The 26,542-nt window shown below is 61.2% G+C and carries 28 protein-coding genes; 9 read left to right on the top strand and 19 right to left on the bottom strand.

Translation table 11 applies throughout. The features are described 5' to 3' along the window. Positions 1–64 precede the first annotated feature (64 nt). The 3 genes from FHT84_RS06530 to gloB form a co-directional block, all read right to left on the bottom strand. Complete coding sequence (locus FHT84_RS06530; RefSeq protein ID WP_113249121.1) at positions 65–1,222, bottom strand: esterase; 1,158 nt, start codon at positions 1,220–1,222, stop codon at positions 65–67. Between the two features lie 134 nt (positions 1,223–1,356). Further along, positions 1,357–1,782: a cupin domain-containing protein gene (locus FHT84_RS06525; protein ID WP_112341305.1), complete on the bottom strand. Its 426-nt coding sequence runs from the start codon at positions 1,780–1,782 to the stop codon at positions 1,357–1,359. Then, on the bottom strand, positions 1,782–2,552 hold the full coding sequence (gene gloB / locus FHT84_RS06520) for a hydroxyacylglutathione hydrolase (RefSeq protein ID WP_112341304.1): 771 nt from the start codon (positions 2,550–2,552) through the stop codon (positions 1,782–1,784). Before gloB ends, FHT84_RS06525 begins: the two co-directional genes overlap by 1 nt. A gap of 53 nt (positions 2,553–2,605) precedes the next feature. On the opposite strand from gloB, the gene FHT84_RS06515 reads away from it, so the two are divergent. The 3 genes from FHT84_RS06515 (at position 2,606) to FHT84_RS06505 (ending at position 5,524) form a co-directional block, all read left to right on the top strand. Then, positions 2,606–3,385, top strand: a complete 780-nt coding sequence (locus FHT84_RS06515) for a class I SAM-dependent methyltransferase (RefSeq protein WP_112341711.1) — start codon at positions 2,606–2,608, stop codon at positions 3,383–3,385. Between the two features lie 103 nt (positions 3,386–3,488). After that, positions 3,489–4,598: a histidinol-phosphate transaminase gene (gene hisC, locus FHT84_RS06510; RefSeq protein ID WP_112341303.1), complete on the top strand. Its 1,110-nt coding sequence runs from the start codon at positions 3,489–3,491 to the stop codon at positions 4,596–4,598. Next, complete coding sequence (locus FHT84_RS06505) at positions 4,595–5,524, top strand: prephenate/arogenate dehydrogenase family protein (protein WP_113249120.1); 930 nt, start codon at positions 4,595–4,597, stop codon at positions 5,522–5,524. The genes hisC and FHT84_RS06505 overlap by 4 nt, the downstream gene beginning before the upstream one ends. Before the next feature lie 101 nt (positions 5,525–5,625). On the opposite strand, the gene FHT84_RS06500 is transcribed toward FHT84_RS06505, so the two are convergent. Beyond that, positions 5,626–6,639, bottom strand: a complete 1,014-nt coding sequence (locus FHT84_RS06500) for a DUF2125 domain-containing protein (protein ID WP_112341301.1) — start codon at positions 6,637–6,639, stop codon at positions 5,626–5,628. 50 nt (positions 6,640–6,689) lie between these two features. Here FHT84_RS06500 and FHT84_RS06495 point away from each other — a divergent pair, with 50 nt between their 5' ends. Further along, entirely contained in the window at positions 6,690–7,223 is a 534-nt protein-coding gene (locus FHT84_RS06495) for a gamma-glutamylcyclotransferase (RefSeq protein WP_181592303.1), read from the top strand. Positions 7,224–7,255: 32 nt separating this feature from the next. On the opposite strand, the gene FHT84_RS06490 is transcribed toward FHT84_RS06495, so the two are convergent. The 4 genes from FHT84_RS06490 to ftsE all read right to left on the bottom strand — a co-directional run bounded on the left by FHT84_RS06490 (position 7,256) and on the right by ftsE (position 10,648). Further along, positions 7,256–8,059, bottom strand: a complete 804-nt coding sequence (locus FHT84_RS06490; protein WP_183761440.1) for a 1-acyl-sn-glycerol-3-phosphate acyltransferase — start codon at positions 8,057–8,059, stop codon at positions 7,256–7,258. Positions 8,060–8,158: 99 nt separating this feature from the next. Then, entirely contained in the window at positions 8,159–8,881 is a 723-nt protein-coding gene (locus tag FHT84_RS06485; RefSeq protein ID WP_112341298.1) for a YdcF family protein, read from the bottom strand. A gap of 68 nt (positions 8,882–8,949) precedes the next feature. Further along, positions 8,950–9,897, bottom strand: coding sequence for an ABC transporter permease (locus FHT84_RS06480; RefSeq protein ID WP_113249118.1), 948 nt, complete (start codon positions 9,895–9,897; stop codon positions 8,950–8,952). A gap of 91 nt (positions 9,898–9,988) precedes the next feature. Then, a complete protein-coding gene (gene ftsE / locus FHT84_RS06475) occupies positions 9,989–10,648 on the bottom strand; it encodes a cell division ATP-binding protein FtsE (protein ID WP_162736933.1) in 660 nt (219 codons plus the stop codon). Positions 10,649–10,858: 210 nt separating this feature from the next. Here ftsE and FHT84_RS06470 point away from each other — a divergent pair, with 210 nt between their 5' ends. From FHT84_RS06470 to FHT84_RS06460, 3 genes are all read left to right on the top strand, one after another. Next, positions 10,859–11,527 carry a hypothetical protein gene (locus FHT84_RS06470; RefSeq protein ID WP_169645119.1) on the top strand — a complete coding sequence of 223 codons (669 nt, stop codon included), beginning with the start codon at positions 10,859–10,861 and terminating at the stop codon, positions 11,525–11,527. 146 nt (positions 11,528–11,673) lie between these two features. Then, positions 11,674–12,222, top strand: coding sequence for a hypoxanthine phosphoribosyltransferase (gene hpt, locus FHT84_RS06465; RefSeq protein ID WP_112341294.1), 549 nt, complete (start codon positions 11,674–11,676; stop codon positions 12,220–12,222). A gap of 160 nt (positions 12,223–12,382) precedes the next feature. Further along, positions 12,383–12,742, top strand: coding sequence for a response regulator (locus tag FHT84_RS06460; RefSeq protein ID WP_069612925.1), 360 nt, complete (start codon positions 12,383–12,385; stop codon positions 12,740–12,742). A gap of 72 nt (positions 12,743–12,814) precedes the next feature. On the opposite strand, the gene FHT84_RS06455 is transcribed toward FHT84_RS06460, so the two are convergent. From FHT84_RS06455 to argH, 4 genes are all read right to left on the bottom strand, one after another. Then, positions 12,815–15,544, bottom strand: a complete 2,730-nt coding sequence (locus FHT84_RS06455; protein ID WP_183761438.1) for a TIGR02302 family protein — start codon at positions 15,542–15,544, stop codon at positions 12,815–12,817. A 350-nt stretch (positions 15,545–15,894) separates the two neighbouring features. Then, the gene (lysA, locus tag FHT84_RS06450) at positions 15,895–17,166 is read right to left on the bottom strand and encodes a diaminopimelate decarboxylase (protein WP_113249115.1); all 1,272 of its coding nucleotides are present in this window, start codon (positions 17,164–17,166) and stop codon (positions 15,895–15,897) included. Positions 17,167–17,179: 13 nt separating this feature from the next. Continuing rightward, positions 17,180–17,374, bottom strand: a complete 195-nt coding sequence (locus tag FHT84_RS06445) for a lipoprotein (RefSeq protein WP_015341316.1) — start codon at positions 17,372–17,374, stop codon at positions 17,180–17,182. 99 nt (positions 17,375–17,473) lie between these two features. Then, positions 17,474–18,874: an argininosuccinate lyase gene (gene argH, locus FHT84_RS06440; RefSeq protein ID WP_183761436.1), complete on the bottom strand. Its 1,401-nt coding sequence runs from the start codon at positions 18,872–18,874 to the stop codon at positions 17,474–17,476. 23 nt (positions 18,875–18,897) lie between these two features. Between argH and FHT84_RS06435 the strand changes: the two genes are divergently transcribed. Then, positions 18,898–19,563 carry a TlpA disulfide reductase family protein gene (locus FHT84_RS06435; RefSeq protein WP_183761433.1) on the top strand — a complete coding sequence of 222 codons (666 nt, stop codon included), beginning with the start codon at positions 18,898–18,900 and terminating at the stop codon, positions 19,561–19,563. Between the two features lie 156 nt (positions 19,564–19,719). On the opposite strand, the gene FHT84_RS06430 is transcribed toward FHT84_RS06435, so the two are convergent. From FHT84_RS06430 to FHT84_RS06405, 6 genes are all read right to left on the bottom strand, one after another. Next, positions 19,720–20,598 carry a 3-hydroxybutyryl-CoA dehydrogenase gene (locus FHT84_RS06430; RefSeq protein WP_112341289.1) on the bottom strand — a complete coding sequence of 293 codons (879 nt, stop codon included), beginning with the start codon at positions 20,596–20,598 and terminating at the stop codon, positions 19,720–19,722. Positions 20,599–20,745: 147 nt separating this feature from the next. After that, a complete protein-coding gene (locus FHT84_RS06425) occupies positions 20,746–21,675 on the bottom strand; it encodes an electron transfer flavoprotein subunit alpha/FixB family protein (protein WP_183761431.1) in 930 nt (309 codons plus the stop codon). A 21-nt stretch (positions 21,676–21,696) separates the two neighbouring features. Further along, entirely contained in the window at positions 21,697–22,446 is a 750-nt protein-coding gene (locus FHT84_RS06420) for an electron transfer flavoprotein subunit beta/FixA family protein (RefSeq protein WP_183761428.1), read from the bottom strand. Positions 22,447–22,644: 198 nt separating this feature from the next. After that, positions 22,645–23,223 carry a cob(I)yrinic acid a,c-diamide adenosyltransferase gene (locus FHT84_RS06415; RefSeq protein ID WP_183761426.1) on the bottom strand — a complete coding sequence of 193 codons (579 nt, stop codon included), beginning with the start codon at positions 23,221–23,223 and terminating at the stop codon, positions 22,645–22,647. 224 nt (positions 23,224–23,447) lie between these two features. Continuing rightward, complete coding sequence (locus FHT84_RS06410) at positions 23,448–23,651, bottom strand: twin transmembrane helix small protein (protein WP_112341285.1); 204 nt, start codon at positions 23,649–23,651, stop codon at positions 23,448–23,450. Positions 23,652–23,770: 119 nt separating this feature from the next. Further along, positions 23,771–24,604, bottom strand: coding sequence for an SDR family oxidoreductase (locus FHT84_RS06405; protein WP_183761423.1), 834 nt, complete (start codon positions 24,602–24,604; stop codon positions 23,771–23,773). Positions 24,605–24,714: 110 nt separating this feature from the next. Between FHT84_RS06405 and FHT84_RS06400 the strand changes: the two genes are divergently transcribed. Beyond that, entirely contained in the window at positions 24,715–25,665 is a 951-nt protein-coding gene (locus FHT84_RS06400) for a YihY/virulence factor BrkB family protein (protein WP_113249108.1), read from the top strand. Here FHT84_RS06400 and gluQRS read toward each other — a convergent pair. Continuing rightward, positions 25,630–26,511, bottom strand: a complete 882-nt coding sequence (gene gluQRS / locus FHT84_RS06395) for a tRNA glutamyl-Q(34) synthetase GluQRS (protein WP_183761420.1) — start codon at positions 26,509–26,511, stop codon at positions 25,630–25,632. The genes FHT84_RS06400 and gluQRS overlap by 36 nt on opposite strands. Positions 26,512–26,542 lie beyond the last annotated feature (31 nt).

Below are 26,542 nucleotides of genomic sequence, written 5' to 3'. Positions count from 1 at the left end.
CACCTTCCTGGAAATGCCCCAGGCGAGCACGGGCCTATGAGGAGTCTACGGCCAGATCCGATTGTTATTTCTTGAAGACCTTTTCGAGGAAGGCTGCGAGCGACGGCCGCCAGACATCCATCTCATGCTGGAGATCCGGATATTCGTGGTATTCGTGCTTGATCTTTTTCTCGTCCAGCGTCGCCTTCAAGCCGGCGACATCCTTGCCGACGACCTGATCCTTGCTGCCGACCGTCACGGTGAAATTGCGCAGAGCCTTGTTGATCTTTTCCGGCTCGTTCAGCACGGTGTCTACGCTCTTGTTCGGAACGGTCGTCGTGCTGACGCCGCTGAAGGTAGCGACCCAGCCGAAGGTGTCGAGATGCGAAAGGCCTGACACGAGGGCTTGATATCCGCCCTGTGACAGGCCGGCAACGGCACGGCCATCGGTGTCGTTCCGCACCCGGTAATGCTTCTTCATGTATGGAATGAGATCTTCGGTCAGTTCGCGATCGGCCGCCTCGGCATTGGCCGGATAGAAATTCGCGCGACGATCGGCAGCGGGGAAGTTCTCGGCGATCGCATTCGGCACGTCGGTTTCCGTATCCGGGATCACGACGATCATCGGCTCGATCTTCTTTTCGGCAAGGAGGTTGTCGAGGATCTGCGGTGCGCGGCCCTGGAGGACCCAGGACCCCACGGTGTCGCCGAAGCCGTGATAGAGATAGAGCACCGGCAGCGGCTTGGAGGAATCGGTATAGCCGGGCGGCGTATAGACATACATCTGCCGTTCCGAATCCAGCGCCTTGGAATGCAAGGTCACCAACCGCAAGTCGCCATGCGGCACGTTGCGGGTATCAAGAATACTGCCGGGCACCAGGATCAGGCTGGTATTGACCTGCCGCTGCGGCTTCGGCGCATTGGTGCCGGTATCGATGCTGCGGAAACCATCGACGTTGAAATAATACTCATAGAGATCGGGCTTCAGGACCCCGGATTTGGCACTCCAGGTGCCATCGTCGCCGCGTTGCATGTCGATCGGATCGCGTGAGCCGAGGACGACGGAAACGGCCTTTGCCGAGGGCGCATAAAGGCGGAAGGTGATCGAACCATCCTTCTCGACCGAGGTGACAAAGTTTTTCAGGGGCTGGCTGGCCGGCGGCGAAGCCGGTGCATCAAGGGCAAGGGCAGGAACGCTCATGACACAGCCTGCCGCGACGAGCAAAGGAAACAACAAACGCACGAAAAAACCTCCTCCAGATGAATCAATTTTCACTCCCCCCGTGTAAAGCTGACACAGCGCAATGCTTTTTCAAGGCCGTTGCCCCGCGCCGTCTGGCCGCATGCCGCGTGATGTCAATCAAAGGCAAGGGAGGTTCAGCCTGAGGTGGGTTTCCAGTCCGGCGCGGCCATCTCGAAGCTCGAAAATTCGAAGCCGGGGGCGACCGTGCAGCCGACAAGCGTGAATTGTCCGAGGCTTTCGGCCGATTGCCACCAATTGGCCGGAATGATCGCCTGCGGGCGCTCGCCTTTCGCCAGGTCCATGCCGAGAACCAGCCTTTCACTGGCCTTGCCGTCGGCCGAACGATGCAGGGCGAGCGGTGCGCCGGCATAGTAGTGCCAGACCTCGGCGGCATCGCGTACCCGATGCCAATGCGAGCGATCGCCGGCCTCAAGCAGATAGTAGATCGCCGTCGAGTGGCCGCGCGCACCGCCGTTCTCGTCCCGGAACGTCTGCACGTACCAGCCGCCTTCCGGATGCCGCTGCATGGAAAGCGTTTCGATAATCTCTTTTGCCTGCATCAGAAATTATCCTTGCGCTTGCGGATCTCGGCAAAGACCTCGTCATTGCTGCGGCTTTCCATCAAAAGATGGCGGCGGATCGCCGGATCGGCGGGGCGCAGGAACGGGTTCGTTTCCTTCTCCAATGCCAGGGTCGTCGGAATGGTGAACTTGCCTTCCGCCCTCAAGGCCTCGATATCGGCGGCGCGCGCCTTCAGCCGCTCATTGGCGGGATCGATGGTCAGCGCGAAGCGGGCGTTGGAGAGGGTATATTCATGGCCGAAATAGACGGCCGTTTCGTCCGGCAGAACCGCAAGCTTCTGCAGCGAGGCCCACATATCCGTTGCCGGCCGTTCGAACAGTCGGCCGCAACCCAGCGCAAACAGCGTGTCGGCGGCAAAGAGCAGCTTGTCGTCGGCAAAGTTATAGCAGACATGGCCGGCGGTGTGGCCAGGCGTTTCGATGACATTGACCGTATGACCGGCGAACTCGAACGTATCGCCGTCGGCGACGGCACGATCGAGGCCGGGAATGGCAACGGCCTCGTTGATCGGGCCGATGATCTCGCAACCGAACTGTTCCTTCAGCGCCAGATTGCCCTCGACATGATCGGTGTGATGATGGGTCGTCAGGATATGGCTGATCGTCCAGCCGCGGCGATCGGCGGCCTTCAGGATCGCATTTGCCTCCGGAGCATCGATCGACGCCGTTAACCCGGTTTCGGGATCATGGACCAAGACGCCGTAATTGTCGGAACGGCAGATAAATATCTCTAACTCCAATGGTTTCATGATCGAAATCGTCCTCGTCTTTTCCGTTGGTACAGAATGTAAGCCGATCGGCCTTGAAGTCCAACGTTCGGCTGATAACATTTGTTTCGATGCATACCGATATCGTCGATCTCCGCCAGTTTTATCATTCCGAGCTCGGTCGCTTGGCGGAGCAGTCGATTGCCATGGCGCTTTCCTCCATCTGGGCGCGCATGCCGGAGGAGCGGCTAGTCGGCCTCGGCTATGCCGTTCCCTATCTCGATCGCTTCCGCGCCGATACCGAGCGCACCTTCGCCTTCATGCCGGCGGGGCAGGGTGCGGTGAACTGGCCGATGGGATCGGCATCGTCGACGGCGTTGGTCTTTGACGAAGAACTGCCGTTGCCGGATAGTTCGATCGATCGGGTGCTGATGGTGCATTCGCTGGAATTCGCCGAAAGTCCGCGCGAGACCCTGAAGGAGCTTTGGCGGGTTCTGGCGCCGGGCGGTCGGCTGGTCATTGTGGTGCCGAACCGTACCGGCGTTTGGGCGCGCATGGAGCATACGCCGTTCGGCTCCGGCCGGCCCTATTCGCGCGGCCAGCTGACGTCGCTGCTGCGCGAGACCAATTTCACGCCGGGTGCGACGGCGGAGGCCTTGTTCTTCCCGCCCTCCAAACTGCGCACGGTGCTGCGGCTGCGCCGCGCCTTCGAGCGGGTCGGCCGCACCCTTTGGCCCGCTTTCTCCGGCGTCATCATCGTCGAGGCGCAGAAACGGCTCTATCAGGGGCTGCCGGTTGCCGTCCGTGCCTCGCGCCGCGTCTTCGTGCCGGTTCTGGCACCGCGCGGCATACCGACGACGCGCGACATCCCCTGATAGGTTTCAGCTAAGCGCCGACACTCGACAAAACCGCGTTTCCGCATTAATGCGACGGGGTGTCATAACCCGGACTTTTCCGGTCTTTCCCAAGGTCGATCCCATGAGCATGGAAATGAGCAAGCCTGTCCCGCGTCCCGGCATTCTCGATATCGCTGCCTATGTGCCGGGCAAGGAGCATGCACCGGGCGTTGCGCGCGTGTTCAAGCTCTCCTCTAACGAGACGCCGCTTGGGGCCAGCCCCAAAGCCATCGAAGCCTTCCGCGGCGCTGCCGGGCATCTCGAACGCTATCCGGACGGACAGGCCAAGGAACTGCGCCAGGCGATCGCCGACGTGCATGGGCTGAATGTGGCCAATATCCTCTGCGGCGCCGGCTCGGACGAGCTGCTCGGCCTGCTCTGCCACACCTATCTCGACACCGGTGATGAAGGCATCATCACCGAGCACGGCTTCCTGGTCTACAAGATCCAGATCATGGCCGCCGGCGCGACGCCTGTCACGGTCAAGGAAAAGGATTGCACCGTCGACGTCGACGCGATCCTCGCCGCCGTCACGGAGAAGACCAAGATGGTCTTCATCGCCAACCCCGCCAATCCGACCGGAACCTATGTCCCGGTCAGCGAGATCCGCCGCCTGCACGCAAGCCTGCCGAAGCATGTCATTCTCGTGCTTGATGCCGCCTATGCCGAATATGTCCGCCGCAACGATTATGAGGCAGGCCTTGAGCTCGTTTCGGCCAATCAGAACGTTGTCATGACCCGTACCTTCTCAAAGGTCTATGGTCTTGCGGCGCTTCGCATCGGCTGGATGTACGGACCCGTCGATATCGTCGACGCAATCAACCGCGTGCGCGCTCCGTTCAACTTGAACACGGCTGCCATCGCTGCGGGTGCCGCTGCCATTCGCGACCAGGCTTTCACGGAGAAGGCCGTCGCGCACAATACGCTTTGGCTCGAGAAGGTGACTGCTGCGCTTGAGGCGATAGGGCTCAGGGTCACGCCATCAGTCGCGAATTTCGTTCTCGTCCATTTTCCGGATAGCGAGGGCAAGCGCGCTGGCGAGGCCGACGATTTCCTCACCAGCCGAGGTTATATCGTGCGAGCCGTCCGGGCCTATGGGTTCCCGAATTCGCTGCGCATGAGCATCGGAACGGAAGAGGCCAATCTCGGCCTCATCGACACGCTGACGGAATTTATGGGACGCAAGGCATGAGCACGATCCAGTTCGACCGCATCGCGCTGATCGGCATCGGCCTGATCGGTTCTTCCATCGCCCATGACATCAAACGGCTGGGCCTTGCCAAGGATGTGGTGATCTCGACGCGCAGCGCCGAAACGCTGAAGCGTGCCGAGGAGCTGCAGCTCGGCGACCGCTATACGCTGTCCTCGGCCGAAGCGGCCAAGGATGCCGATCTTGTCATCGTTTCCGTGCCTGTCGGCGCTTCGGAGAGTGTCGCCAAGGAAATAGCTGCGCATCTGAAACCGGGCGCCATCGTCACCGATGTCGGTTCGACCAAGGCGTCGGTCATCGCGCAGATGCAGCCGCATATGCCCTCCAACGTGCATTTCATTCCGGGCCATCCGCTCGCAGGTACGGAAAAGTCAGGTCCGGATGCGGGTTTCCCCGGGCTGTTCAAGGGACGCTGGTGCATCTTCACGCCCGTTCCGGGCACCGACGAGGCCGCGATCAAGACGCTGCGTACCTTCTGGGAAACTCTCGGCTCCCGTGTCGACGAGATGGATCCGGAACATCACGACAAGGTGCTGGCGATCGTATCGCATCTGCCGCACCTGATCGCCTACAATATCGTCGGGACCGCCGATGATCTGGAGACGGTGACCGAGTCGGAAGTCATCAAATATTCGGCGTCCGGCTTCCGCGACTTCACGCGCCTTGCCGCGTCCGACCCGACCATGTGGCGCGACGTCTGCCTGCACAACCGCGATGCCATCCTGGAAATGCTGTCACGCTTCTCCGAGGATCTGGCATCGCTGCAGCGTGCGATCCGCTGGGGTGACGGCGACAAGATTTTTGAGCTCTTCACCCGCACCCGCGCCATTCGCCGCTCGATCGTCGAAGCCGGACAGGATGTCGACGTGCCTGACTTCGGCCGTCATGCCCTGGATGCGAAGGAATAGCTCTTCTTCTGCCTTCTCCCCTCGGGGAGAAGGTGTTGGGTTTCTCGCAGGATTTTCGCATCGCTGCAGGGCGCGATCCACCAGGCGGAAAGCTTCACACTTCAGATCGGCGGGATCTTGCCGAGCGGGATGAAGCCGCTGAGCGAGAGGCGGCCGCGATCGGCGGTGAGATCGACGGAGACCTTATCGGCGCCGTTGGCAAGGGCCTTCAGCATCTTCGTGGCCGTCTTGATGATGTTCTTGGCGGCGGGAAGCGTGGCGGTCAGGCTATCGCCCCAGGGGCCGATCTGATTGATCTCCAGCTTGAACTGGCCGGACAGAAAGCCTTCATCGTCGAAATTGAAGGGTCCGGAAAGCGTCATGATACGGCCGTCACCGATATCGATGACCGCCTGATGCAGCACGCCCGCGCTACCGCGGAGCCCCTCGCGGTCGCTGCCGTCAAGCAGACCGGCTTTGCCTGATAGCGTCACATTGGCGCTGGTCGATGCGGTCGGCAAGGTCTGCGGAAAGTCCTTGATGACGGCATTGGCGTTCTCGACGCCGATCGCGAAATCCAGGTCGCTGCCGTTCTGGCTGGCATGCATCTCGGTATGGGCGGCGGTGACATTCACGCTTTGGCCGGTGAAGGAGGAGACGATGCCCGCCTTCAGCCCATTGATAACGGTCTGAGTCTGCGCCACGCCGCGGCCTTTGGCGACGAGATTCGATTGCAGATCGGCCCATTCCGCCGATACGGTCAGGCCCGCGGTCGTGCGCAATTCGGCCGGAGATTTCAGGCTCCAGCTGACATGGTTGGGCTGGAAGACCGGCGCGGATGCGCTGAGCGTGTCGAAACTGGCCGAAACGCCACGCGTCTGATTATCGACCGTCACCGTGTCGCAGGTCAGACCGATGGAGAAGGGGAAGCCGTTGAAGGCCATGTTTTCGCATTTGCCGGCAACGCCGGCGCTGTTCTGCTGGCCGAGCGCCTTCAGGACATTGGTCCTGACGAAATTGGTCGCGTAATACCACCCGCCGGTGTAGAGGCCGGCCAGGACCACCACCAGCCCCAGCAGGATGAACCACAGACGCTTGCCTCGACCGGTCGTTACGCTCTGGCTTGACGCCGCCATGTTGTTCTCCAATGGTTGGACTGAAGCTTCACAGTGATTTGGCGTTGGATATGGACGAATTTTGGGTGTTTGGCTACGGATCCCTCATGTGGAATCCGGGCTTTGCTTATGACGAACGGGCCGAGGCCCTTATTTTCGGTTATCGTCGCTCACTCTGCGTCCGTTCCTGGGTCCATCGCGGCACAGAGGCGAGCCCCGGCCTGGTCCTCGGCCTCGATCGTGGCGGTTCCTGCCGCGGCATGGCCTTCCGTGTCCCGGCCTCCGATTGGGAGGAGGTGCTGACCTATCTGCGCGAGCGTGAGCTGGTCACCAATGTCTACCTTGAAAAGACGCTGCCGATCCGGCTCGCCGATGGCCGGCGCGCCGCAGCCGTCACCTATGTCGTCGATCGCGCCCACAGGCAATATGCCGGCGCATTGGATGCGGTCGAGGCGGCCCACGTGGTGGAAGCCGCCAGCGGGCGCTCCGGGCCGAACGACGCCTATGTCTTCAATACGCTGACGCATCTGCGCGACATGGGTATCCGCGATCACTGGCTTGAACAAGTCGTCGGTGAAGTGGAGCGGATGCGAAAAGCTTCCTAGCCATTCTTTCCCATGCGGGCCATCGCAGAAGCTCAAACCGCTGCGGTCACCTGCTTCGTCTTGCCGATCTCCGCCAGGCGCTGGGCCGCGGTTGGCGGGATGGGCAGATGCGGGTTTTCGGTGATCGTTTCGACCAGCAGTTCGTCGCTCGCCTTTTCGGTTTCTTCGATCAAACGCGCGAAGAAGGCATCCGGATCCAATCCGGGCTCGATCGGCGGCAGGATGCGTACCTTGAAGTGGCCCGGATATTTGCGGAAGGTCCGTCGCGGCCAGAACAGGCCGGGATGCATGGCAACGGCGACGACGGGTATTCCAAGGTCGCGATACATGCGGGCGATGCCGTATTTATAGATGGGCTCGGCGCCCGGCGGGCGGCGCGTTCCCTCCGGGTAGATGATGAGCTGGCGGCCGGTGGCGAGTTCTTCGCGCGTGCGCTTCAACACGTCGAACATCACCTTGCCGCGCGCGCTGCGGTCCACCGGGATCATGCGCTGCTTCTTCGCGTACCAGCCGAAGAGCGGAATCCACATCAGCTCGCGCTTGAGGATATAGACCGGATCGTCGAGGTAAGGGAGCAGCGCAAACGTGTCCCAGAAAGACTGGTGTTTGGGCGCGAAGATGAAGCTGCCTTTGGGGATATTTTCCAAGCCCTCGATCTCGAAAGTGGTGCCGACGATCTTCTCCATCAGCCAGGTGCTGGATTTCGCCCATGCCTTGGGAATCGCGTAAGCCGCCTTGCGCGGCATCAGGAAATAGATCGGCGTCAATACGATCATGCGAATGATCAGATTGGCATATAAGACGGTATTGAACAGGACCGAACGCAAGATAATCATCGAGGCTTTCCCAGCGCACCGGCTTGGCACCGGCATTCGAAGGTCTGCCTACACGATTACGGCGTCAATAAAAAGTCGGTGCGTGGTTTCGCTTCGACCTTAGTCATCGTCACCGATCGGCTGCCGCGAGCGCAAGCCGGCTGGCCGCCCGAGACCGGTCAGATTGCGGGCGCCCGCGAGCAGCACCTTGGCATATTCGGAGATCATCGTGCGCAATGCATTCGGATCCGTGAACCAGTTCTTGGTCTTGAGATCGGAGTTGACGACCGGATAGGCGATGAAATCGGTCGATGGATCGACATATTTCAGTTCCGCAAGGCTGCGGGGCATGTGGTAATTGTTCGTCACCACGAGAACGCTCTTGTAGCCCCTGGCATGGATCCATTTTGCTGCTTCGCGCGCATTGCCGATGGTATCGAGGGCATCATAGCCGATGTCGACGCAGCAGTTGAACAGATTGACGGAGCTCTGCGTCAGCTTGCGGATCTGCGACGGCGTCGTGGTCGGATGTGCGCCTGAGATCAGCAGGCGGTTGCCTGCACCGGTGCGCAGCAACTCGACCGCCTGATCGATCCGCTGGTAGCCGCCGGTTAGCACGACGATGGCATCGGCCTTGGGGTCGAGCGGCGGCTTCAGGGTGGTGATCGAATCGGCGAAATGCAGGAAGCCGCCGAAAACGATGGCGACGAGGAAAATGAAGGCGAACCCGCCCCAGCGTAGGAGACGGCGAAACAAGCTGCGCCGCACGGGTCTATCGCTGCGGGATTGCTCCTGCAACGGCTGCGAACTCACGGTCTTGCGAGTCGTCAGATCCATGCTCATGATTCGGTACTATACGCCAATTGCGGCAAGGAACGGGCTGGCGGACGGTAAAAAAACATCGCAAAGCGTCAATTCTGGACACTATCCGTCCTGCCGGGATCGGAACGGATCAGGTCGATCTCGTAGATCGTGCGCATGACGGTGAAACGGGCGGTCAGCGTCGTCAGCAAGGCGATGATGATCATAGTGGCGAGGATGCCGATATAGCCAAGCGCGCCGACGGAGAACGTCCCGAACAATGCCGTTGCCTGATCGGTCTGCGGCGTGGCGATCGTACGGCTCTGCAGGAGGCCGGCGGTGGCAAAGAACAGGGCGGCGAGCGCGCTGCCGGCCGCGGAGCCTTTCAGGCTGATCTTCAGGAAGTGCTTCTGGAATTCATTGGCGACGAAGGTGCTTTCGGCGCCGACGAAATGCAGCACTTCGACGATGTGGCGATTGCCTGACAGGGCGCCGCGCGTGGCGAAGACCACCGTCAGCACCATGGCGGTGAAGACCAGCAGCAGTACGCCGGTGCCGATGAGGACCGTGGTATGTGCCATGGAGACGAGCCGGTCGACCCAGGTGCGATGGTCGTCCAGTGACGCCTGCGGGATCTGCGCCTTGAGCAGGCTGCGCATCGCCTCGAAGTCAGGCGGGTGGGTCTCGTCGATGGTGATGATGACGAGGCGCGGGACCGGCAGTTCCTTGATGTCGAGACCGGCGCCGAGCCACGGCTCGAGCAGGCGCGCCGTCGCCGCCTCGTCGACGATCTGGCCGGACTTGGTGCCGACAAAGCTCAGCGCGATGTCACGCGCGCTTGCCAGCGTCTTTTCCATGTCGAGATTGTCGTCCGGCTTGATCTGGATGGTAATCTCGCGGGAAATCTGGCTCTCCCAGCTTGCCGCCGTCGAGCGCACCATGCTGACGGCGCCGAGCGTCAGGCAGGCGAGAAAGGCCATGATGGCGATGACGACGATCAGCGCATTGCCCTGAATATTGGAGGACGGCACGATCGGCCCGGTCGGGCGCACGCGCATCTCCGGGCGCTTGCGTTCCGCAGGCGGTGTACCTGGCGCCTGCCGTGCCTGCGGAGCGCCGGTGCTCTGCGCTTTTCTGCGGGGGGCGGGCTCAGTCATAGATATCGAGATGCCCCCCCGATAGAATCATGCGCCTGGCCTCGATCTGGTCCATCAAAGCGAGATCGTGCGTGGCAATGACGACGGCGGTGCCGAGGCGGTTGAGTTCCAGAAACAGGTTGAGCAGGCGGCGCGCCATCGGCGGGTCGACATTGCCCGTGGGTTCGTCGGCGAGCAGGATTTCCGGGCGATCGATGAGGGCGCGCGCGATCGCCGCGCGCTGCTTTTCGCCGCCCGACAGCACCGGCGGCAGCACATTGATGCGTTCGCCCAGGCCCACCCATTTCAGCAGCTCCAATACATCGGTGCGATAGGAGCTTTCATCCTTGCCTCGCACGCGCAGCGGCAAGGCGACATTTTCATAGGTGGTAAGATGTTCCAGCAGCCGGAAATCCTGAAAGACGATGCCAACGCGGCGACGCAGCAGCGGCAATTCATTGCGCGGAATCGAGGAAATCTCCCGGTCGAACATGCGGATCAAGCCACGCGTCGGCTGCAGCGACATGAAGAGCAGCCGCAGCAGGGTCGTCTTGCCGGCGCCGGAAGGGCCGGTCAGGAATTGGAACGATCTCCTCGGTATGTCGAAGCTCAGGTCACGGAGGATTTCCGGACCCATGCCGTAGCGCAAACCGACGTTCTCAAAATGAATCAACGGGCAGTCCAGTCTTCCGCAGGGTTCAATCAGGCGACTTGTTAACCAACGGCGTTAACAGCCGGTAAACTTTTCTGGAAAGGCGCCCTAATCATGGCGATCTTTGCGAAGCATTAACCAATAAAATTTACGACTGGGCAGGATTCGTTTCAATGCCCAGTTTGGCAATGGGCGTCGAAACCATGTGGATCACCGCAAAGGGAGGTCATCATGGGCGCTTTTCGCCACCGTCAGCAGCAGGCGGGAATAATTTACGACCTCATTCCGCCCGAACGTGGATCGGGATCCGGCCAGACCCATCGCTTCATGCCGAAACCCGATATCGTCGATGCCGAATTCGTGACCGTCTCCGGCGCGCGAGGCAGAACCGCATCGGGCGTCAACATGCGCTATGGCGGTCATCCGCAATCACGGCCGCAGCCAGCGACACGCAAGAATGCTCTCTCGCGCATCCTGTCCGGCCTGCGCGGTGCGGAGGAGATTCTGCAGCAGGCATCACGGCGCAGTTTCGTGGCGCTCATCGTCTCCCTTGCCATATTGATCTTCGGCCTTTCAGGCGGTTTTTCCGGTCTGTCCGGCGCGCCGGCCAAGGGCGGCGCGGGCGAACCGCTTCAATTCTCGCATGTGACATTGACGCCGCGCGACGAGAACGGACTGCAGGTGCTGAAATTGAACGGCATCATCGAAAATGCCAGCGGCGCGACGCTTCCGGTTCCCCAGGTGCGTGCGGATCTCTTCGCCGGCGATCAGCTGGTCAGGAGCATCGTCGTGGATACGCCGATCGATCGTCTCGGCCCGCATGAAAGCCGCGGATTTTCGACGCGATTGCAGCATCCCGGTGGAAAAACGCCCGATGTTCGGCTTTCCTTCATGCCTTAGGGGGTGTGTCGGACCTCCTGATTGTGCTACGGCCTACTGCATAGTTTTAAAGTGCTGCAGCGACCTTTGCGCATGATATATGACGCGCGGCGCTGTAGTGCTTGATCGGCGGCCAAGGGCCGCGCAGCCATGGAGCATGCCAAGCAATGCCTGTCGTACGCGGGAAGAATATCGAGCCGCTTTTCACTGCCGAGCAGATTGCCGAGCGCAATCACGCCATGGCGAAGGAAATCGCCAGCGGGCCGACGAAGGACCTCCTCGTCATTGCCATCCTCAAGGGCTCGTTCATTTTCGCGGCGGACCTGTTGCGCGCACTGCACGACACGGGACTGGCACCGGAAGTGGAGTTCATCACCCTTTCGAGTTACGGCGCCGGCACGGTTTCCCAGGGCGTGCGCATCGTCAAGGACATCGACAGCGACGTTAAGGATCGTGATGTCCTGCTGATCGACGATATTCTGGAATCCGGCCGCACCCTGCGTTTTGCCAAGGAGCTGCTCTACGAGCGCGGCGCCCGCAATGTCACGCTGGCTGTTCTGCTCGACAAGAGCGTCAAGCGGCAGGAAGAGCTGGAGGCCGATTATGTCGGCTTCGAGTGCCCCGATTATTTCGTCGTGGGCTATGGCATGGATGTGGCCTACGCTTTCCGCGAATTGCCCTTCGTCGGTGTCGTCACGGGCGACGCCGAGGCCTGATCTTAAGTTAATACAGGCGGCGTGTCCGCCTGTCCCATTCTGCTCCAGCGATGACGACTCATTAACCACGGAGCCCAATCGCCTGTTGGTCGTTTACCTATCGCAAACGGAATTCTGGTGATTTCGGTCGCGGAACATGACGGACCACGGAGCATAGACCATGGCAAAAATTCTGATCACGGAAGACGAAGACTCGCTTCGCACCTTCGTCGCTCGCGCATTGCGCTTGGACGGTCACGAGACCGAAGAGGCGGCGGATGGCGCGGAAGGTTTGGAGAAACTGAAGCAGGGCGGCTACGACCTCTTGCTGTCGGATATCCGCATGCCCGTGATGGACGGCATCGAGCTCGCGCATCAGGCACATTCGACCTGCCCAGGCATGAAGATCCTGCTGATGACCGGCTATGCGGAGCAGCGCGAGCGTGCCGACGACCTCATGGAAAAGATCGTCGACGTCGTCGCCAAGCCCTTCGCGCTGCCCGATATCCGCAAGGCGGTTGCACGCGCGCTGGCTGCCTGAAATTGATCCTTGGTCAGCACAGGTGTCCCCGTGCTGGCTCCATTCCCGTCATGGGTGGTAGTCTGAAGCGGCCTACTGACCCAGATTCAGCAAGCGCTCCAGATAGCGGCGTTCCTCGCTCAAGGACGGATTATTGCTCAGCCGCTCGCGAATGGCATCGAGAATTTCGCGGGCGCGCTGGGCATCGATGATCTTCGGCACCATGTTGTCGTTAGGGTTGTCAGAGAAACCACCGTCGTTGCGTGACCGGCCGAGCGGGTCGCGGCTGTTTTGGCCTCCCTGGCCCATCTGTCCCGGCATTTGGCCCTGACCTTGGCCCGGTCCCTGTTGCTGCATCTGCGCCATGAGCTGGTTCATCATTTCGCGCGTGCCCTTGCGCAGAGCATCCAGCGCGCGCCCCTGGCCCTGCACGGCGCCTTCGCCATTGCCCTCTGAGAGCTGGCCTGACGCGCCATTCATCTCTTGTTGCGCCTTGCCGTAATTCTGGTTCGGCTTCATGCCGAGCGAGCCCAGGTCTTTCTGCAGCTCGCCGAGCTGCTTGCCGAGATCGTCCTGTTGCTTGCGCAATTCTTTCAAAGCATCGCGCAGCTGGTCGGCCGTCATGTTGTCGGTCGGGTCATTGCCCTTCTGTCCCTGCTGATTCTGGCCTTGCTGCTGGTCCTGGTTACGCTGGCCCATGTCCGGGCGCATCCGATCGTTGAGGCCGGGCAGCGGCTGGTCCATAAAGCCGTCACCATCCTCGTTCGGATCGCCGCGCTGCATGCGGTCGCGCATGGCCTGATCGAACTTGAAGGTCTGATCCATCAGCTTTTGCTGATCGCGCATGATGCGGCCGAGCTTGTCCATCTGCTCTCGCATCTTGTCATTGGCTTCGCCTTGCTGTTGCTGTTGCCCGCGCTGCGGCCGTCCGGCCTGGAGACTGTTCATCAGCTGCTGCAGCTCCGAGAGCATCTGCTGGGCGGCCTGGCGATTGCCGGAGCGAGCCAGATTCTCGATCTGATCCATCATGCGCTGAAGGTCCTGCTGGCGCAGGATATTGGCGGCCCGCTGGTTGGGCTGGGCCGGCATGTTGCGCATGCGCTCGGCCAGCTCCTTCATATAGGCGTCCATTGCCTTGCGAAGCTCGTCGGTGAGCTTCTTGATCTCGGCGTCAGGGGCGTTGCGCTGCAGGGCATCGGAAAGCTTCTGCTGGGCATCCCGCAAGGCCTTTTCCGCGTCGGTCAGCTGCGCGTCTTCCATGCCGAGCGCGATCTGCCAGAGATAGTCGGCCGTATCCTTCAATGACGTTTCGCCGCTTGCGAGTTTCATGCGCGTCAAAGCGGATTTGATCGCGAGATAATTGCCGAGATCCGGAATCGTCTCTTCAGGCCGGATGGTCAGCGATTTGTTGAGCTCGATCGCCTCCGGCATCTTGCGGGTATCGAGCGCGAAGACCTGGCGCTCTTCCGCCACGGCCGCGGCAAGCGGCTGGCTGAAATTGCGGGATGGCAGCACCATCTCATAGGGGGCACTGCGGCCCGTCTGGCCAGCGCCGTCCTTGGCGACGAGCGTGATACGGACGCGCTTGCCGGCCAGCGGATCCTGCGTCAGATCGTGGCTCGCCAGGCCCTTGCCGTTGCGGCGGTCGCGACGCGGCATTTCGAGCCTGAATTCCGGCAGGCCGTAAAGAGGGGTTGCCGCGGGATCGGATTCGACCGGCACGATCTCCGCATGGGCTTCCTCGACGCCGTAATCGTCCTTCACCCTGAAGCCGAGCTCCAATGCGCCGTTGGTCATTGCGTGCGGAATGCCGTCAAAGGTGATTTCCGGTGGCTTGTCGACCACGACGTTGAAGGACCAGGACTTGCCGTTCACGGTCAGTTCGCCGTCCTTTTCAAGCTTGAGAACGTGGGTGCGGGCAATCAATGCATCCGTGGCGGGCGCATTGCCATTGCCGCCTGCTGCAGGCTGCGCTGCCGGTTTGGCGCCCGCCGGGACTTGCTTGCCGGCATCGGCGGATTGTTCGGGAATTTCGGCACCCTTGTCGCTGCCGGCTGCCTGGAACAGCACCTTTTCATCCGCCGACGCGCCCGTGACACGCACCGTGAGTTCGGAGAATTGCGGCACGTTGAGGCCATTGCCGGCATTGGCGACGTTGCCGGTCAGGTAAACAGGCGCTTCGCCGGTATAATAGGGCGGAGTGACCCATGCATCGACGCGAAGATCCGGATTGCTCGACGAGGAAGGAGACGTCGTGAAGGCATCGCTGAGCGAGCCGCCGCTATTGGACATGGAAAAGCTGAAAGCCGTCACCAGCAGCAATGCCGGGATGGCGCGCAGTGCGAAGCGGTCGTAGCGGGCGATATCCGGCCGCGGCAGGCCGGCATCCAGGGCGGCGATGCGCTCGGCCATGCGGGTCTGGTGCTCGCGCCAGAGCGCGCGGGCAAAGGGCGTATCGAGCGCCGGCTCATCCTCCTGCACCGTGACCGGCTGGTGGGCGAGGCCGTTTCTCTCTTCCAGCAGGCGGTCGGCTTCGGGGGTATTCGGCCAGCGCAAACGCCGCAGCGGATTGAGCGAGATGACGAAACCGACAGCGAAGACGGCAAGCATCAGGAAGCGAAGACTATCCGGCGCAATGCGGAAAATGCCGAACCAGGCTGCAGACAGGAACAGGGCCAGAATGGATGCCGGCAGCAGCAGCCGTGGCAGCAGCTGCTCCGAGACCAGCACGATCCGAGCAAAGAGACGCTTGACCGCAACCATGCGCGCCAGCGCCGGACGGGTGGCGAAAGCGCCCTTCTTAGGGTTGCTGGGGCTGGTCATCGGTCCGGTCTTCTCCCGATCTGACATTGATGGCCAGAGCATGATGCCGAAAAGTGTAGGCGGTTTTCGGACGACATCATGCTCTTCTTCTTTGATTCTAAAGCGCATTCAGATTGTAGATCGATCCGATCTACAATCATCCGGCTCTAGTAGCCCGTTGGGGTGGCGCGGCGTCCCACACGCTCGCGCACGCGGTGCCCGGCGAGACACCATCAATCAAAGATAACATTCTTTGTGGCGAAGACGAGGGCAATGGGCGTGAAAGGCTGTTTTTTCATCGGACTTCGCCGAAACGTGATCGGGCAAGGCAGCTTTCGCAGTCCTGCCCGAAAGACATGGATAGAAGCCGATTATCCTTCGAGCCAGGCCGGGATGGAATCCAGGCCGATCAGATCCTCGTAGGTTGCGCGCGGACGGATGACGTGGAACTCATTGCCCTTGACCAGCACTTCGGGAACCAGAAGCCGGCTGTTGTAGGTGCCGGCCTGCACGGCGCCATAGGCACCGGCTGAGCCGACGGCCAGCAGATCGCCGGGCTTCGGCAGCGCCATCTCGCGGTCGAGTGCCAGATAGTCGCCCGTCTCGCAGACCGGGCCGACGACATCGGCCTTGATGCGCTTGATATCGGCAGCACTCGTCACAACCGGGCGGATCTCGTGATAGGCTTCATAGAGCGTCGGGCGAATGAGGTCGTTCATGGCGCCATCGACGATGACGAAGCTCTTGTCGCCGCCGTCCTTCACATAGATGACTTCGGTCACCAGAATGCCGGCATTGCCGACGATCAGGCGGCCTGGCTCGGTGACGATCCGGCAGTTGAGGCCACGCAGCTGGTTCTTGACGATCTCGGCATAGGCGTCGGGCAAAGGCGGCGGATTGTTGTCGTCGCGATAGGGAATGCCGAGACCGCCGCCGATATCGACATGATGGATATCGTGACCGTCGCCGCGCAGGGTCTCCACAAGATCGCGCAGCAGCTTGAAGGCGTCGTCGAACGGCTGCAGCTCGGTAATCTGGCTGCCGATGTGCATGTCGATGCCAGTGACCTTGATACCAGGCAGGCTGGCGGCACGTTCATAAACGGCGCGGGCACGCTGCCAGGAAATGCCGAACTTATTTTCCTTCTTGCCGGTCGAGATCTTTGCATGTGTGCGGGCGTCAACGTCCGGATTGATGCGGAAGGAAACGGGAGCGACCTTGCCGGCGCGGACGGCGCGCTGGTTCAGCACTTCCAGTTCCGGCTCGGATTCGACGTTGAAGCAGTAGATGCCGGCTGCCAGCGCCACGTCCATTTCCTCAGCCGTCTTGCCGACGCCGGAGAACATGATGCGGCTTGCCGGAATGCCTGCGGCCAGTGCGCGGCGCAGCTCACCGACGGAGACGACATCGACGCCGGCGCCGAGGCGGCCAAGCGTCTTCAGTACCGCCTGGTTGGAATTGGCCTTCATGGCGTAGCAGACCATGGCATCGACATCGCCGAAGGCTTCCGCGAAGACGCGGTAGTGGCGCTCCAGCGTTGCCGTCGAATAGACATAGAAGGGGGTGCCGACCGCCTTGGCGATCTCTGGAACCGGAACATCCTCGGCGTGGAGGATGCCGTCGCGATACTCAAAATGGTTCACGGTCGTCGCCTATTCAGAGAAGCGGGTCGAGGAAGAACTTCTTGTCCTCCGTACCCGGCTCCTTCGTCGGCTTCGAGACGTCGCCGCCTTTGGTCGCATGAGCACTCGGCGGATCAAGAGGGCCTTTGCGGCCACATCCGACGACGGCAAGGCCGACGACCGAAAGCACCACGGTCAGGCGGATGATGTGCGGCATGTTGATCTGCATCGAAATCCTCTTGGGCGGCAAACGCGGAAGCAGTCCTTCATAGCGAAGTTTCCGAGCCTTGTGCACCCTGATTGTTGATTGTGACTTTCGGCGATTTTCTCAGTTGCGGGCGCGCCAGAAGGCGATCTGCTTTCGCACTTCCGAGGGTGCCGTGCCGCCGAAACTCTTGCGGCTGGCAACCGAGGCCTCGACCGTCAGAACGTCGAAAATCTTGTCCGTGATATCGGGGTGGATTGCCTGCAGCTCTTCGAGCGACAGCTCCGCCAGTTCGCAGGACTTGCTTTCGGCGAGCGCCACGGCGCGGCCCGTAACATGGTGGGCATCGCGGAAGGGCAGGCCTGCTTCGCGCACCAGCCAATCGGCGAGATCGGTTGCGGTGGAATAGCCGGACCCAGCGGCAGCTTTCATGCGGGCGGTGTTGATCGTCATGTCGCGCATCATGCCGGTCATGGCGGCAATCGCCAGCTCCAGGCTTTCGGCAGCGTCGAAGACCTGTTCCTTGTCTTCCTGCATATCCTTGGAATAGGCAAGCGGCAGGCCCTTCATGATCGTCAGCAGCGCCACCAGCGAGCCGTTGATGCGGCCGGTCTTGGCGCGCACGAGTTCGGCGGCATCCGGGTTCTTCTTCTGCGGCATGATGGAGGAGCCGGTCGAGAAGGCGTCGGAGAGGCGCACGAAGCCGAATTGCGGCGTCGACCAGATGACGATCTCTTCGGCAAGCCGCGACAGGTGCATGCCGGCGATGGCGGCGATCGACAGGAATTCGAGGGCGAAATCGCGGTCGGAGACGGTATCGATCGAGTTGCGGGTCGGCTCGCGGAAGCCGAGCGCCTTGGCCGTCATGTGGCGGTCGATCGGGAATCCCGTGCCGGCAAGGGCGGCGGCGCCGATCGGCGATTCGTCCATATGCTCGATGGCGTGGCGCACGCGCGAGCGGTCGCGGCCGAACATCTCGACATAGGCCATGCAGTGATGACCGAAGGTGACGGGCTGTGCCGTCTGCAGATGGGTAAAGCCAGGCATGACGCTGTCGGCATGTTCCTCGGCGCGATCGAGGAAGGCGGCGATCAGATCGGTCAGCGCCTGCTCGCACTTCTGCAGCTCTTCCTTCACCCACAGACGGAAATCGAGCGCCACCTGATCGTTGCGCGAGCGGGCGGTGTGCAGGCGGCCGGCGGCCGGGCCGATCAGGGCCGCAAGCCGCGCTTCGACGTTCATGTGGATGTCTTCGAGGCGGCGGGAGAACTCGAAATTGCCGCTTTCGATCTCTGACAGGATCGTGTTCAACCCGTGAACGATCTTGTCTTTATCCTCGGTTGAAATGATGCCTTGATTGGCGAGCATGGTCGCATGCGCGATTGAGCCGCGGATGTCCTGGGCAAACAGCTTCTTGTCGAAATCGATCGAGGCATTTATCTCCTCCATGATTGCCGCGGGGCCGGAAGCGAAACGCCCGCCCCACATCTGGTTGGAGGATTTGGTGTCCGTGCCGTCAGTCATGAGATGCCCACCTGGAGAATGTAATGACAGCAAAGAAGCCGTTCGGTCTGCCGTCCATGAAACTTGTTATGCTTGCCGCCGTCGCCGGGGTCATTGCCGGTGCGGCAGCGGTATACGTGAAGGAGGCGGGGTATGGCAATGGTATTGGTGAAACGGCCTCGGCCGATCAATGCGGATCGGCAAGGGATCGTGCCGCTGCCCTGACGCCCTTCACCAAGGGCCAGGTCGCCGCCATGAGCGTGCCGCCGGCGCCGATCTCGCTGAAGGACGTCTCCTTCAAGGGTGTAGAGGGGCAGCCGCTGTCGATCGGCAGTTTCGCCGGCAAGACCCTGTTGCTGAACGTGTGGGCGACCTGGTGCGTGCCGTGCCGCGAAGAAATGCCGGCACTGAACGCGCTCGAGAAGAGCGCCGGCAGCGACAAGTTCGAGGTGGTCGCCGTCAATATCGATACGGGCGACGATGAAAAGACCAAAGCCTTCCGCACGGAATATGCCATCGACAAGCTCGGCTATTATCGCGACAACACCATGGGCGTGTTCAACGTATTGAAGAAGCAGGGCCTTGCCTTTGGTTTGCCGGTGACGCTGCTCATCGATGACAAGGGCTGCCTGCTATCGGCCATGAACGGGCCGGCGGCCTGGGACAGCGAGGATGCGAAGAACCTGGTGAAGGCGGCTGCGGGGATTTGATTTTCTCCTTCTCCCCGGCGGGGAGGTGCCCGGCAGGGCGGATGAGGGGGAGTGTGTCATAGCAAGCGCGTTGCTGGGTAAACAGTACCGTTGCCGGTAACGCCCCCTCACCCCGTGCTGTCGCGCGACCCTCTCCCCGATGGGGCGAGGGGTATCTTACCGCGTCGGAACCGGCGTTTCACCGCGATAGTCGTAGAAACCGCGGCCGGATTTGCGGCCGAGCCAGCCGGCTTCGACATATTTCACCAGCAGCGGACAGGGGCGATATTTGGAATCGGCGAGCCCGTCATGCAGCACCTGCATGATCGACAGGCAGGTATCGAGGCCGATGAAATCGGCAAGCTGCAGCGGGCCCATCGGGTGATTGGCGCCGAGCCGCATGGCAGTGTCGATGGCATCGACGGTGCCCACGCCTTCATAGAGCGTATAGATCGCCTCGTTGATCATCGGCAGCAGGATGCGGTTGACGATGAAGGCGGGGAAGTCCTCGGCGACGGTGATCGTCTTTTCCAGAGAGGTGACGTAATCCTTGGCGGTGGAGAAGGTCGATTCGTCGGTGGCGATGCCGCGCACCAGCTCAACCAGCTTCATCACCGGAACCGGGTTCATGAAGTGAATGCCCATGAAGCGCTCGGGACGGTCGGTGGCGGAAGCAAGGCGGGTGATCGAGAGCGACGAGGTATTGGTGGCCAGCAGCGCCTCCGGCTTCAGCACCGGACACACCTGCGCATAGATCTTGCGCTTGACGCTTTCGTCTTCGGTTGCCGCCTCGATGGCGAGATCGACCTGGGCAAGATCGTTGAGATCGGCGGAGCCAGTGATGCGGGAGAGGGCTGCCTTGCGCTCTTCGTCGGTCGCCTTGCCGGAGGCGACCTGGCGGGCGAGATTGCCGTTGATGGTAGCAAGCCCGCTTTCGATGCGATCCTGCGCCAGATCGTAGATATGGACCTTGTAGCCGGCCATGGCGGATACGTGGGCGATGCCGCAGCCCATCTGGCCCGCGCCGATAATACCGATCGTCTTCAGCGAACTCATTGCCAACTCCCCGGCGGCGCGCTCTTGGCGGTGCGCTATGCTCTTAATCCAAATTTGCCGGGCCATTTCTAGCCCGGCAAAGATTGATAGACCTATAAGAGACGATTTTCCAGTCTCTCGCAACTGCGAGAAAGTCAATCGGCGTGCTCACAGCGCCTTTTGCAATTCCGGCAGCGCTTCAAAGAGGTCGGCGACGAGGCCGTAGTCGGCGATCTGGAAGATCGGCGCTTCCTCGTCCTTGTTGATGGCGACGATGACCTTCGAATCCTTCATGCCGGCCAGATGCTGGATGGCGCCGGAAATGCCGCAGGCGATATAGAGCTGCGGTGCGACGACCTTGCCCGTCTGGCCGACCTGCCAATCGTTCGGCGCATAGCCGGCATCGACGGCAGCGCGGGAGGCGCCGACGGCGGCACCCAGCTTGTCGGCGACAGGAAGAATGACTTCCCTGAACTTCTCCGCCGAGCCGAGCGCGCGGCCGCCCGAGATGATGATCTTGGCGGACGTCAGCTCCGGACGATCCGAGGAAGATAGCGCGTCGCCGACGAAGGTGGAGAGCGCCGGATCGGCAGCGGCCGACACCGTCTCGATCGCAGCCGAACCGCCTTCAGAGGCAGAGGCGAACGAAGCCGTGCGCACTGTGATCACCTTCTTGGCGTCGGTCGACTGCACCGTCTGGATGGCGTTGCCGGCATAGATCGGCCGCTTGAAGGTGTCAGCGGAAACGACTTCGATGATTTCCGAGACCTGGGCGACGTCGAGCAGGGCGGCAACGCGCGGCAGCACGTTCTTGCCGACCGAGGTCGCAGCGCCGATGATAGTATCATAGGAACCGGCCAGCGATACGATCAGGGCTGCCAGCGGTTCGGCGAGATTGTTGGCAAGGCTTGCGTCCTCGGCAACCAGCACCTTCGAGACGCCGGCAAGCTTTGCCGCCTGCTCGGCCGCGGCCTTGGCGCCCGCACCGGCGACCAGCACATGAATGTCGCCGCCGATCTTGGTTGCTGCCGTCAGTGCCTTGGCGGTCTGGTCGGAGAGGTGGGCATTGTCGTGATCAGCCAGAAGAAGAATGGCCATGGGTCTTATCCTTTCCTATCCTCAGAGCACGCCGGCTTCGGTCTTCAGCTTCTCGACCAGTTCGGCGACCGAGGCCACCTTGACGCCCGCCTTGCGGCCGGACGGCTCCTCGGTCTTCAGCACCTTCAACCGCGGCTCGGTCGACACGCCGAAATCAGCCGGGCTCTTCTTGTCGAGCGGCTTCTTCTTGGCTTTCATGATGTTCGGCAGCGAGGCGTAACGCGGCTCGTTCAGGCGCAGGTCTGATGTGACGACCGCCGGCAGCTTGACCTCGATCGTCTGCAGGCCGCCATCGACTTCGCGGGTGACCTGAGCCTTGCCATCGCCGATCTCGATCTTCGAGGCGAAGGTCGCCTGTGCGGTGCCGAGCAGGGCTGCCAGCATCTGGCCGGTCTGGTTGGAGTCGTCATCGATCGCCTGCTTGCCGACGATGATGAGGCCGGGCTTTTCGGCCTCGGCAACGCCTTTCAGGATCTTGGCAACGGCCAGCGGCTCGACGGCATCGTCGGTCTCGACTAGAATGGCGCGATCCGCACCCATGGCGAGCGCCGTGCGCAGCGTTTCCTCGGCCTTGGCCGGGCCGATCGATACGACCACGACTTCCTCGGCCTTGCCGGCTTCCTTCAGACGCAGCGCCTCTTCGACCGAGATCTCGTCGAACGGGTTCATCGACATCTTCACGTTCGAGAGCTCGACGCCAGAACCATCCGGCTTCACGCGAATCTTGACGTTGTAGTCAACAACCCGCTTAACGGGAACGAGAATTTTCATGGAATCCTTCCTTCAACATGACCGCCCGAGAACATGCGCTGTTTAGCGCCATTCCATTTGTCGAATGGCGACATGGATACGCGTTTTTCCCCCAATTACAACGCTTCCAGGCCGCCTGAGAGACGAAATGCTTGAAAGGCATAAATAACGTTTACGTCAACGTCAATATGTGGTGCCTCTCATGACTAATTTGTGCCGCTATCGATTCTTCCCGGGAACCCAGAGCACGTCGGCGCGGCCGCGATCATTGGCATGCCGCGCGGCGACGAAGAGAAAATCGGAAAGGCGGTTGATATATTTCAGCGCCGGCGGGCTGACGCGTTCGCCTTGCTCACGCGACAGCGCCACCATGAGGCGTTCCGCGCGCCGGGCAATGGTGCGGGCAAGATGCAGATGGGCAGAGGCCGGGCTGCCGGCCGGCAGAACGAAGGATCTCAACGGCTCGAGATCGGCATTCAGCAGATCGATGTCGTGCTCGATGCGTTCGACCTGATGGTCGATGATGCGAAGCGGCTCATAGGCCGGCGGCTGGTCGGTTTCAGGGGTGGAAAGATCGGCGCCGAGATCGAAGAGATCGTTCTGGATCCGCATCAGCATGGCGTCGAGATCGGGCAGCTCAATCGTGTGCAGCCTTGCGACGCCAATGGCGGAATTGGTTTCGTCGACGGTGCCGTAGCTTTCGACGCGCAGGTCGTGCTTCAGCCGCCTCGGGCCGGCGACGAGGCCTGTGGTGCCGTCATCGCCGGTCTTGGTGTAGATCTTGTTGAGCTTGACCATCGTGTTCCTGTGGTTGGAGCTTCCGCTTTTCTTCGGATCGCGAAATGCCCTAACCCTTTGTTTTAAGCAATTCCGGATGGAAAACCGCTTCGCACTTTTCCTGGAATTGCTTTCGAGCACGATGCCGAAAAGTGTGAGCGGTTATCGGACGACATCATGCTCTACTTCTTTAATTCTAGAGCGGATTCAGATTTTAGGTCGAACAGACCTAAAATCATCCGGCTCTAGGCCGGGCGGCCGCCGCCCGTCAGCCAGAGCGTCAGCATGATCAGAATGACCGCGACTGCCTGCAGCAGGACACGCAATTGCATCAGCCGGTTCGAAAGGTTCGGATTGTCGCCTTTCATCATGTTCCAAAGGCCGCGAACGAGAACGATCGCGACAAGTCCCATGACAATGATGGCGGCGATATAGGTAAAGGTCGACATGGCTCCTCCATCCTTGTCTTTAAAAGCGGTTCAGCCTTTCACGGATATCCGAGCCGCTTTATCTCGTTGCTTTTCGCAATTCCTCGCGGAAAACCGCTGCGCACTTTTCCGGGATTGCTCTAGTCCAGCCGACGCATCAGACGATAGAAAAGGTTAGCCGGCAATAGCCTTTTCAAGAGGACGCCCTGCTTGGCGGGCGTCGTTACCAGATAATGTGGGCGTGGGCTCTTCACATTCAAAGCCAATTTTAGCACATGATAGACCGCTTCTGGACCCAATTTATGCTTGTTGATCGGGCCTGATCCATCCAGCCGTTTCAGTTGCCTGCGGTATTCCACCGCATGGGCGGAGCCCTCAAGGTCGATATGCTCGCGGATCTTGGCGAGTGCATTGGCGGTAAACTTCGTCGCGATCGGGCCGGGCTCGATGAGGCTGACATGGATGCCGCTACCCTGCAGCTCCATTCTGAGCGTGATCGTCAGTCCTTCCAGCGCAAATTTCGAGGCGGTGTAGGCGCCGCGGAAACGGTAGGGAACCAGCCCGAGAATGGACGAGCAATTGACGATGCGGCCATGGCCCTGTTTGCGCATCAGCGGCAGAACCTGGCGCGTCAGCTCATGCCAGCCGAAGACATTCGTCTCGAACTGCTCGCGCAGCACATCGGTCGTCAGATCCTCGACGGCGCCCGGCTGCCCGTAGGCGCCATTGTTGAAGAGGGCGTCGATGCGGTCGGCCGTGCGCTCCCTAATCGTTGCAACCGCAGCTGAAATCGTCTCGGGACGGGTGTAGTCCAGCAGAAGTGCTTCGATGCCGTCGGATGCGAGCGGGGCGAGATCGGCTTCGTTGCGCACCGTCGCGAAAACGCGCCATCCGTCGGCTTTCAGTGCCCGGGCGCAGTAAGCGCCGATTCCGGAGGAGCAACCAGTCAGCAGGATGATGCGTTGTTCCGTCATGAGGAGATGATTCCTGTACAAACCGGAACTCGTTTCCCATATTCAGGAACCCGATACAATCGACAACCGGCGGTGTCAGCCGGATGATGCCGACGTTAGGCGGAGATGGAATGCCGACAGTCCTGCGCACGATTTACAAGGTGATCTACGACGCAGTGTTCCATTTCGTCGAGGATGACGGGTTCGCCATGGCAAGCCACGTTGCGCTGTCGACGCTGCTGGCGGTTTTCCCTTTCCTGATCTTCGGTACGGCGCTGGCGAGTTTTCTCGGCGCCAGCCAATTCTCGTCGACGGCTGTACACCTGATTTTCGACACCTGGCCGGAGGCGATCGCCAAGCCGCTCGCCGATCAGGTCGTACAGGTGCTCACGATCCCGCGCGGCGGGCTTTTGACGGTCTCGGTGCTTGCGGCCGCCTATTTCGCGTCTAACGGCGTCGAGGCTCTGCGCATATCGCTCAACCGCGCCTATCGCGTCCTCGAAACCCGGCCGTGGTACTTCAACCGTCTCGCCAGCCTCGGCTACGTGCTCATCGCCGTGTTGATCTTCGCGATCCTCAGCATCCTGCTCGTCGCCGTGCCGCTGGCGCTGAATTACACCCGGCAGTGGCTGCCGCGGCTCGCTGATATTCTCGAGATCGTATTCAGCTGGCGGATCTACGGCACGATCTTTCTGCTGCTGGCGGGCCTCATGATCCTGCATCTCTGGCTGGCGGCCGGCCACAGGCGGATCTTCGACGTCATTCCCGGCGTGCTGCTGACCTTGATCTTCTGGTCGATCGGCGCTGTGCTCTTCGCCTACTATCTCTCGACCTTCGCCAATTATACCGCCACCTATGCCGGCCTGGCGTCGGTGATGATCGTGCTGATCTTCCTCTATATGTTGGCCGTGATCTTCATCATGGGCGCGGAGATCAATGCGGCGCTGATGAAGTTCCGCGTGCGGCGGCTGCTGTTCGGCAAGGCGGCGAGCCGCGCAGCCGCCGAGATAGCTTCGGAAAAGATACCCTCGGAACCGAGGGCCGAATCAGAGGCCGATGCGGCGGCGAAGCTCCGTCGGTGACAGGCCTTGCCGGCGCCATTCGGCAATGCCGGTATCGCCCATGCTCTTGGACAGCTTTTTGCCATCCTCTCCGAGGACCAGACGATGGTGATGATAGAGCGGTTCCGGCAGGCCGAGGAGTGTCTGCAGCAGGCGATGGATCGAGGTGGCGTGGAAGAGATCGAGCCCGCGCACGACATGGGTAATGCCCTGCACGGCATCGTCGACCACCACCGAGAGATGGTAGCTCGAGGGCGCATCGGAACGCGACAGCACGACATCGCCCCAGGCGGCGGGATCGGCCGGAATAATGCCCGTCTCGCCGTCGCCGCTTTCCCGCCAGTGCAGTGGTTCGTCCACTGTCGCCAGTGCCCTTTCCATGTCGAGACGCCAGGCGTGTTTCATACCCGAAGCAAGCAGGCGCTGCCGCTCCGCATCGCCGCGCTCGCGGTCATCGGGCGGATAGAGCGGCGTGCCGTCGGGATCGCGCCGCCAGGAACTGCCCTCGGCTTCGAAAGCGCCGACACGTGATTTGACCTCGCCACGTGTCAGGAAGGCGGGGTAGACGAGACCGCGCTCGATAAGTGTCTGCAACGCCGTCTGATAGGTCGCAAAATGCTCGGATTGCCGGCGCACCGGCTGCTGCCAGCGAAGGCCGAGCCAGGAAAGGTCGGTGTAGATGCCCTCTTCGAAATCGGGTGTGCAGCGCGCCTGATCTATGTCTTCGATACGCAACAGGAAATCGCCGCCGGCCTTTGCCGCCATGTCGTGATTGAGAATGGCCGACAGCGCATGGCCGAGATGCAGCGGGCCGTTCGGGCTCGGGGCAAAACGGAATTTCGGCTTTTGACGGTGAATCTCGATCATGCTTTCTTCTGCCACGAATTTGAACCGGGGA

This window comes from Rhizobium sp. BK289 (assembly GCF_014193575.1).
In the GTDB taxonomy this organism is placed as follows: domain Bacteria; phylum Pseudomonadota; class Alphaproteobacteria; order Rhizobiales; family Rhizobiaceae; genus Rhizobium; species Rhizobium tropici_C.
Note: the sequence above shows the minus strand (reverse complement) of the source record. Positions and strands in the feature narration are given on the sequence as shown.

Coding starts and splice junctions, on each gene's coding strand:
- FHT84_RS06525 (WP_112341305.1), bottom strand. CDS start 1,782: ATGCAGGCAAAAGAGATTATCGAAACGCTTTCCATGCAGCGGCATCCG.
- gloB (WP_112341304.1), bottom strand. CDS start 2,552: ATGAAACCATTGGAGTTAGAGATATTTATCTGCCGTTCCGACAATTAC.
- hisC (WP_112341303.1), top strand. CDS start 3,489: ATGAGCATGGAAATGAGCAAGCCTGTCCCGCGTCCCGGCATTCTCGAT.
- FHT84_RS06505 (WP_113249120.1), top strand. CDS start 4,595: ATGAGCACGATCCAGTTCGACCGCATCGCGCTGATCGGCATCGGCCTG.
- FHT84_RS06500 (WP_112341301.1), bottom strand. CDS start 6,639: ATGGCGGCGTCAAGCCAGAGCGTAACGACCGGTCGAGGCAAGCGTCTG.
- FHT84_RS06495 (WP_181592303.1), top strand. CDS start 6,690: ATGGACGAATTTTGGGTGTTTGGCTACGGATCCCTCATGTGGAATCCG.
- FHT84_RS06490 (WP_183761440.1), bottom strand. CDS start 8,059: ATGATTATCTTGCGTTCGGTCCTGTTCAATACCGTCTTATATGCCAAT.
- FHT84_RS06485 (WP_112341298.1), bottom strand. CDS start 8,881: ATGAGCATGGATCTGACGACTCGCAAGACCGTGAGTTCGCAGCCGTTG.
- FHT84_RS06480 (WP_113249118.1), bottom strand. CDS start 9,897: ATGCGCGTGCGCCCGACCGGGCCGATCGTGCCGTCCTCCAATATTCAG.
- FHT84_RS06470 (WP_169645119.1), top strand. CDS start 10,859: ATGGGCGCTTTTCGCCACCGTCAGCAGCAGGCGGGAATAATTTACGAC.
- hpt (WP_112341294.1), top strand. CDS start 11,674: ATGCCTGTCGTACGCGGGAAGAATATCGAGCCGCTTTTCACTGCCGAG.
- FHT84_RS06460 (WP_069612925.1), top strand. CDS start 12,383: ATGGCAAAAATTCTGATCACGGAAGACGAAGACTCGCTTCGCACCTTC.
- FHT84_RS06455 (WP_183761438.1), bottom strand. CDS start 15,544: ATGACCAGCCCCAGCAACCCTAAGAAGGGCGCTTTCGCCACCCGTCCG.
- FHT84_RS06445 (WP_015341316.1), bottom strand. CDS start 17,374: ATGCAGATCAACATGCCGCACATCATCCGCCTGACCGTGGTGCTTTCG.
- argH (WP_183761436.1), bottom strand. CDS start 18,874: ATGACTGACGGCACGGACACCAAATCCTCCAACCAGATGTGGGGCGGG.
- FHT84_RS06435 (WP_183761433.1), top strand. CDS start 18,898: ATGACAGCAAAGAAGCCGTTCGGTCTGCCGTCCATGAAACTTGTTATG.
- FHT84_RS06430 (WP_112341289.1), bottom strand. CDS start 20,598: ATGAGTTCGCTGAAGACGATCGGTATTATCGGCGCGGGCCAGATGGGC.
- FHT84_RS06425 (WP_183761431.1), bottom strand. CDS start 21,675: ATGGCCATTCTTCTTCTGGCTGATCACGACAATGCCCACCTCTCCGAC.
- FHT84_RS06420 (WP_183761428.1), bottom strand. CDS start 22,446: ATGAAAATTCTCGTTCCCGTTAAGCGGGTTGTTGACTACAACGTCAAG.
- FHT84_RS06415 (WP_183761426.1), bottom strand. CDS start 23,223: ATGGTCAAGCTCAACAAGATCTACACCAAGACCGGCGATGACGGCACC.
- FHT84_RS06410 (WP_112341285.1), bottom strand. CDS start 23,651: ATGTCGACCTTTACCTATATCGCCGCCATCATTGTCATGGGACTTGTC.
- FHT84_RS06405 (WP_183761423.1), bottom strand. CDS start 24,604: ATGACGGAACAACGCATCATCCTGCTGACTGGTTGCTCCTCCGGAATC.
- FHT84_RS06400 (WP_113249108.1), top strand. CDS start 24,715: ATGCCGACAGTCCTGCGCACGATTTACAAGGTGATCTACGACGCAGTG.
- gluQRS (WP_183761420.1), bottom strand. CDS start 26,511: ATGATCGAGATTCACCGTCAAAAGCCGAAATTCCGTTTTGCCCCGAGC.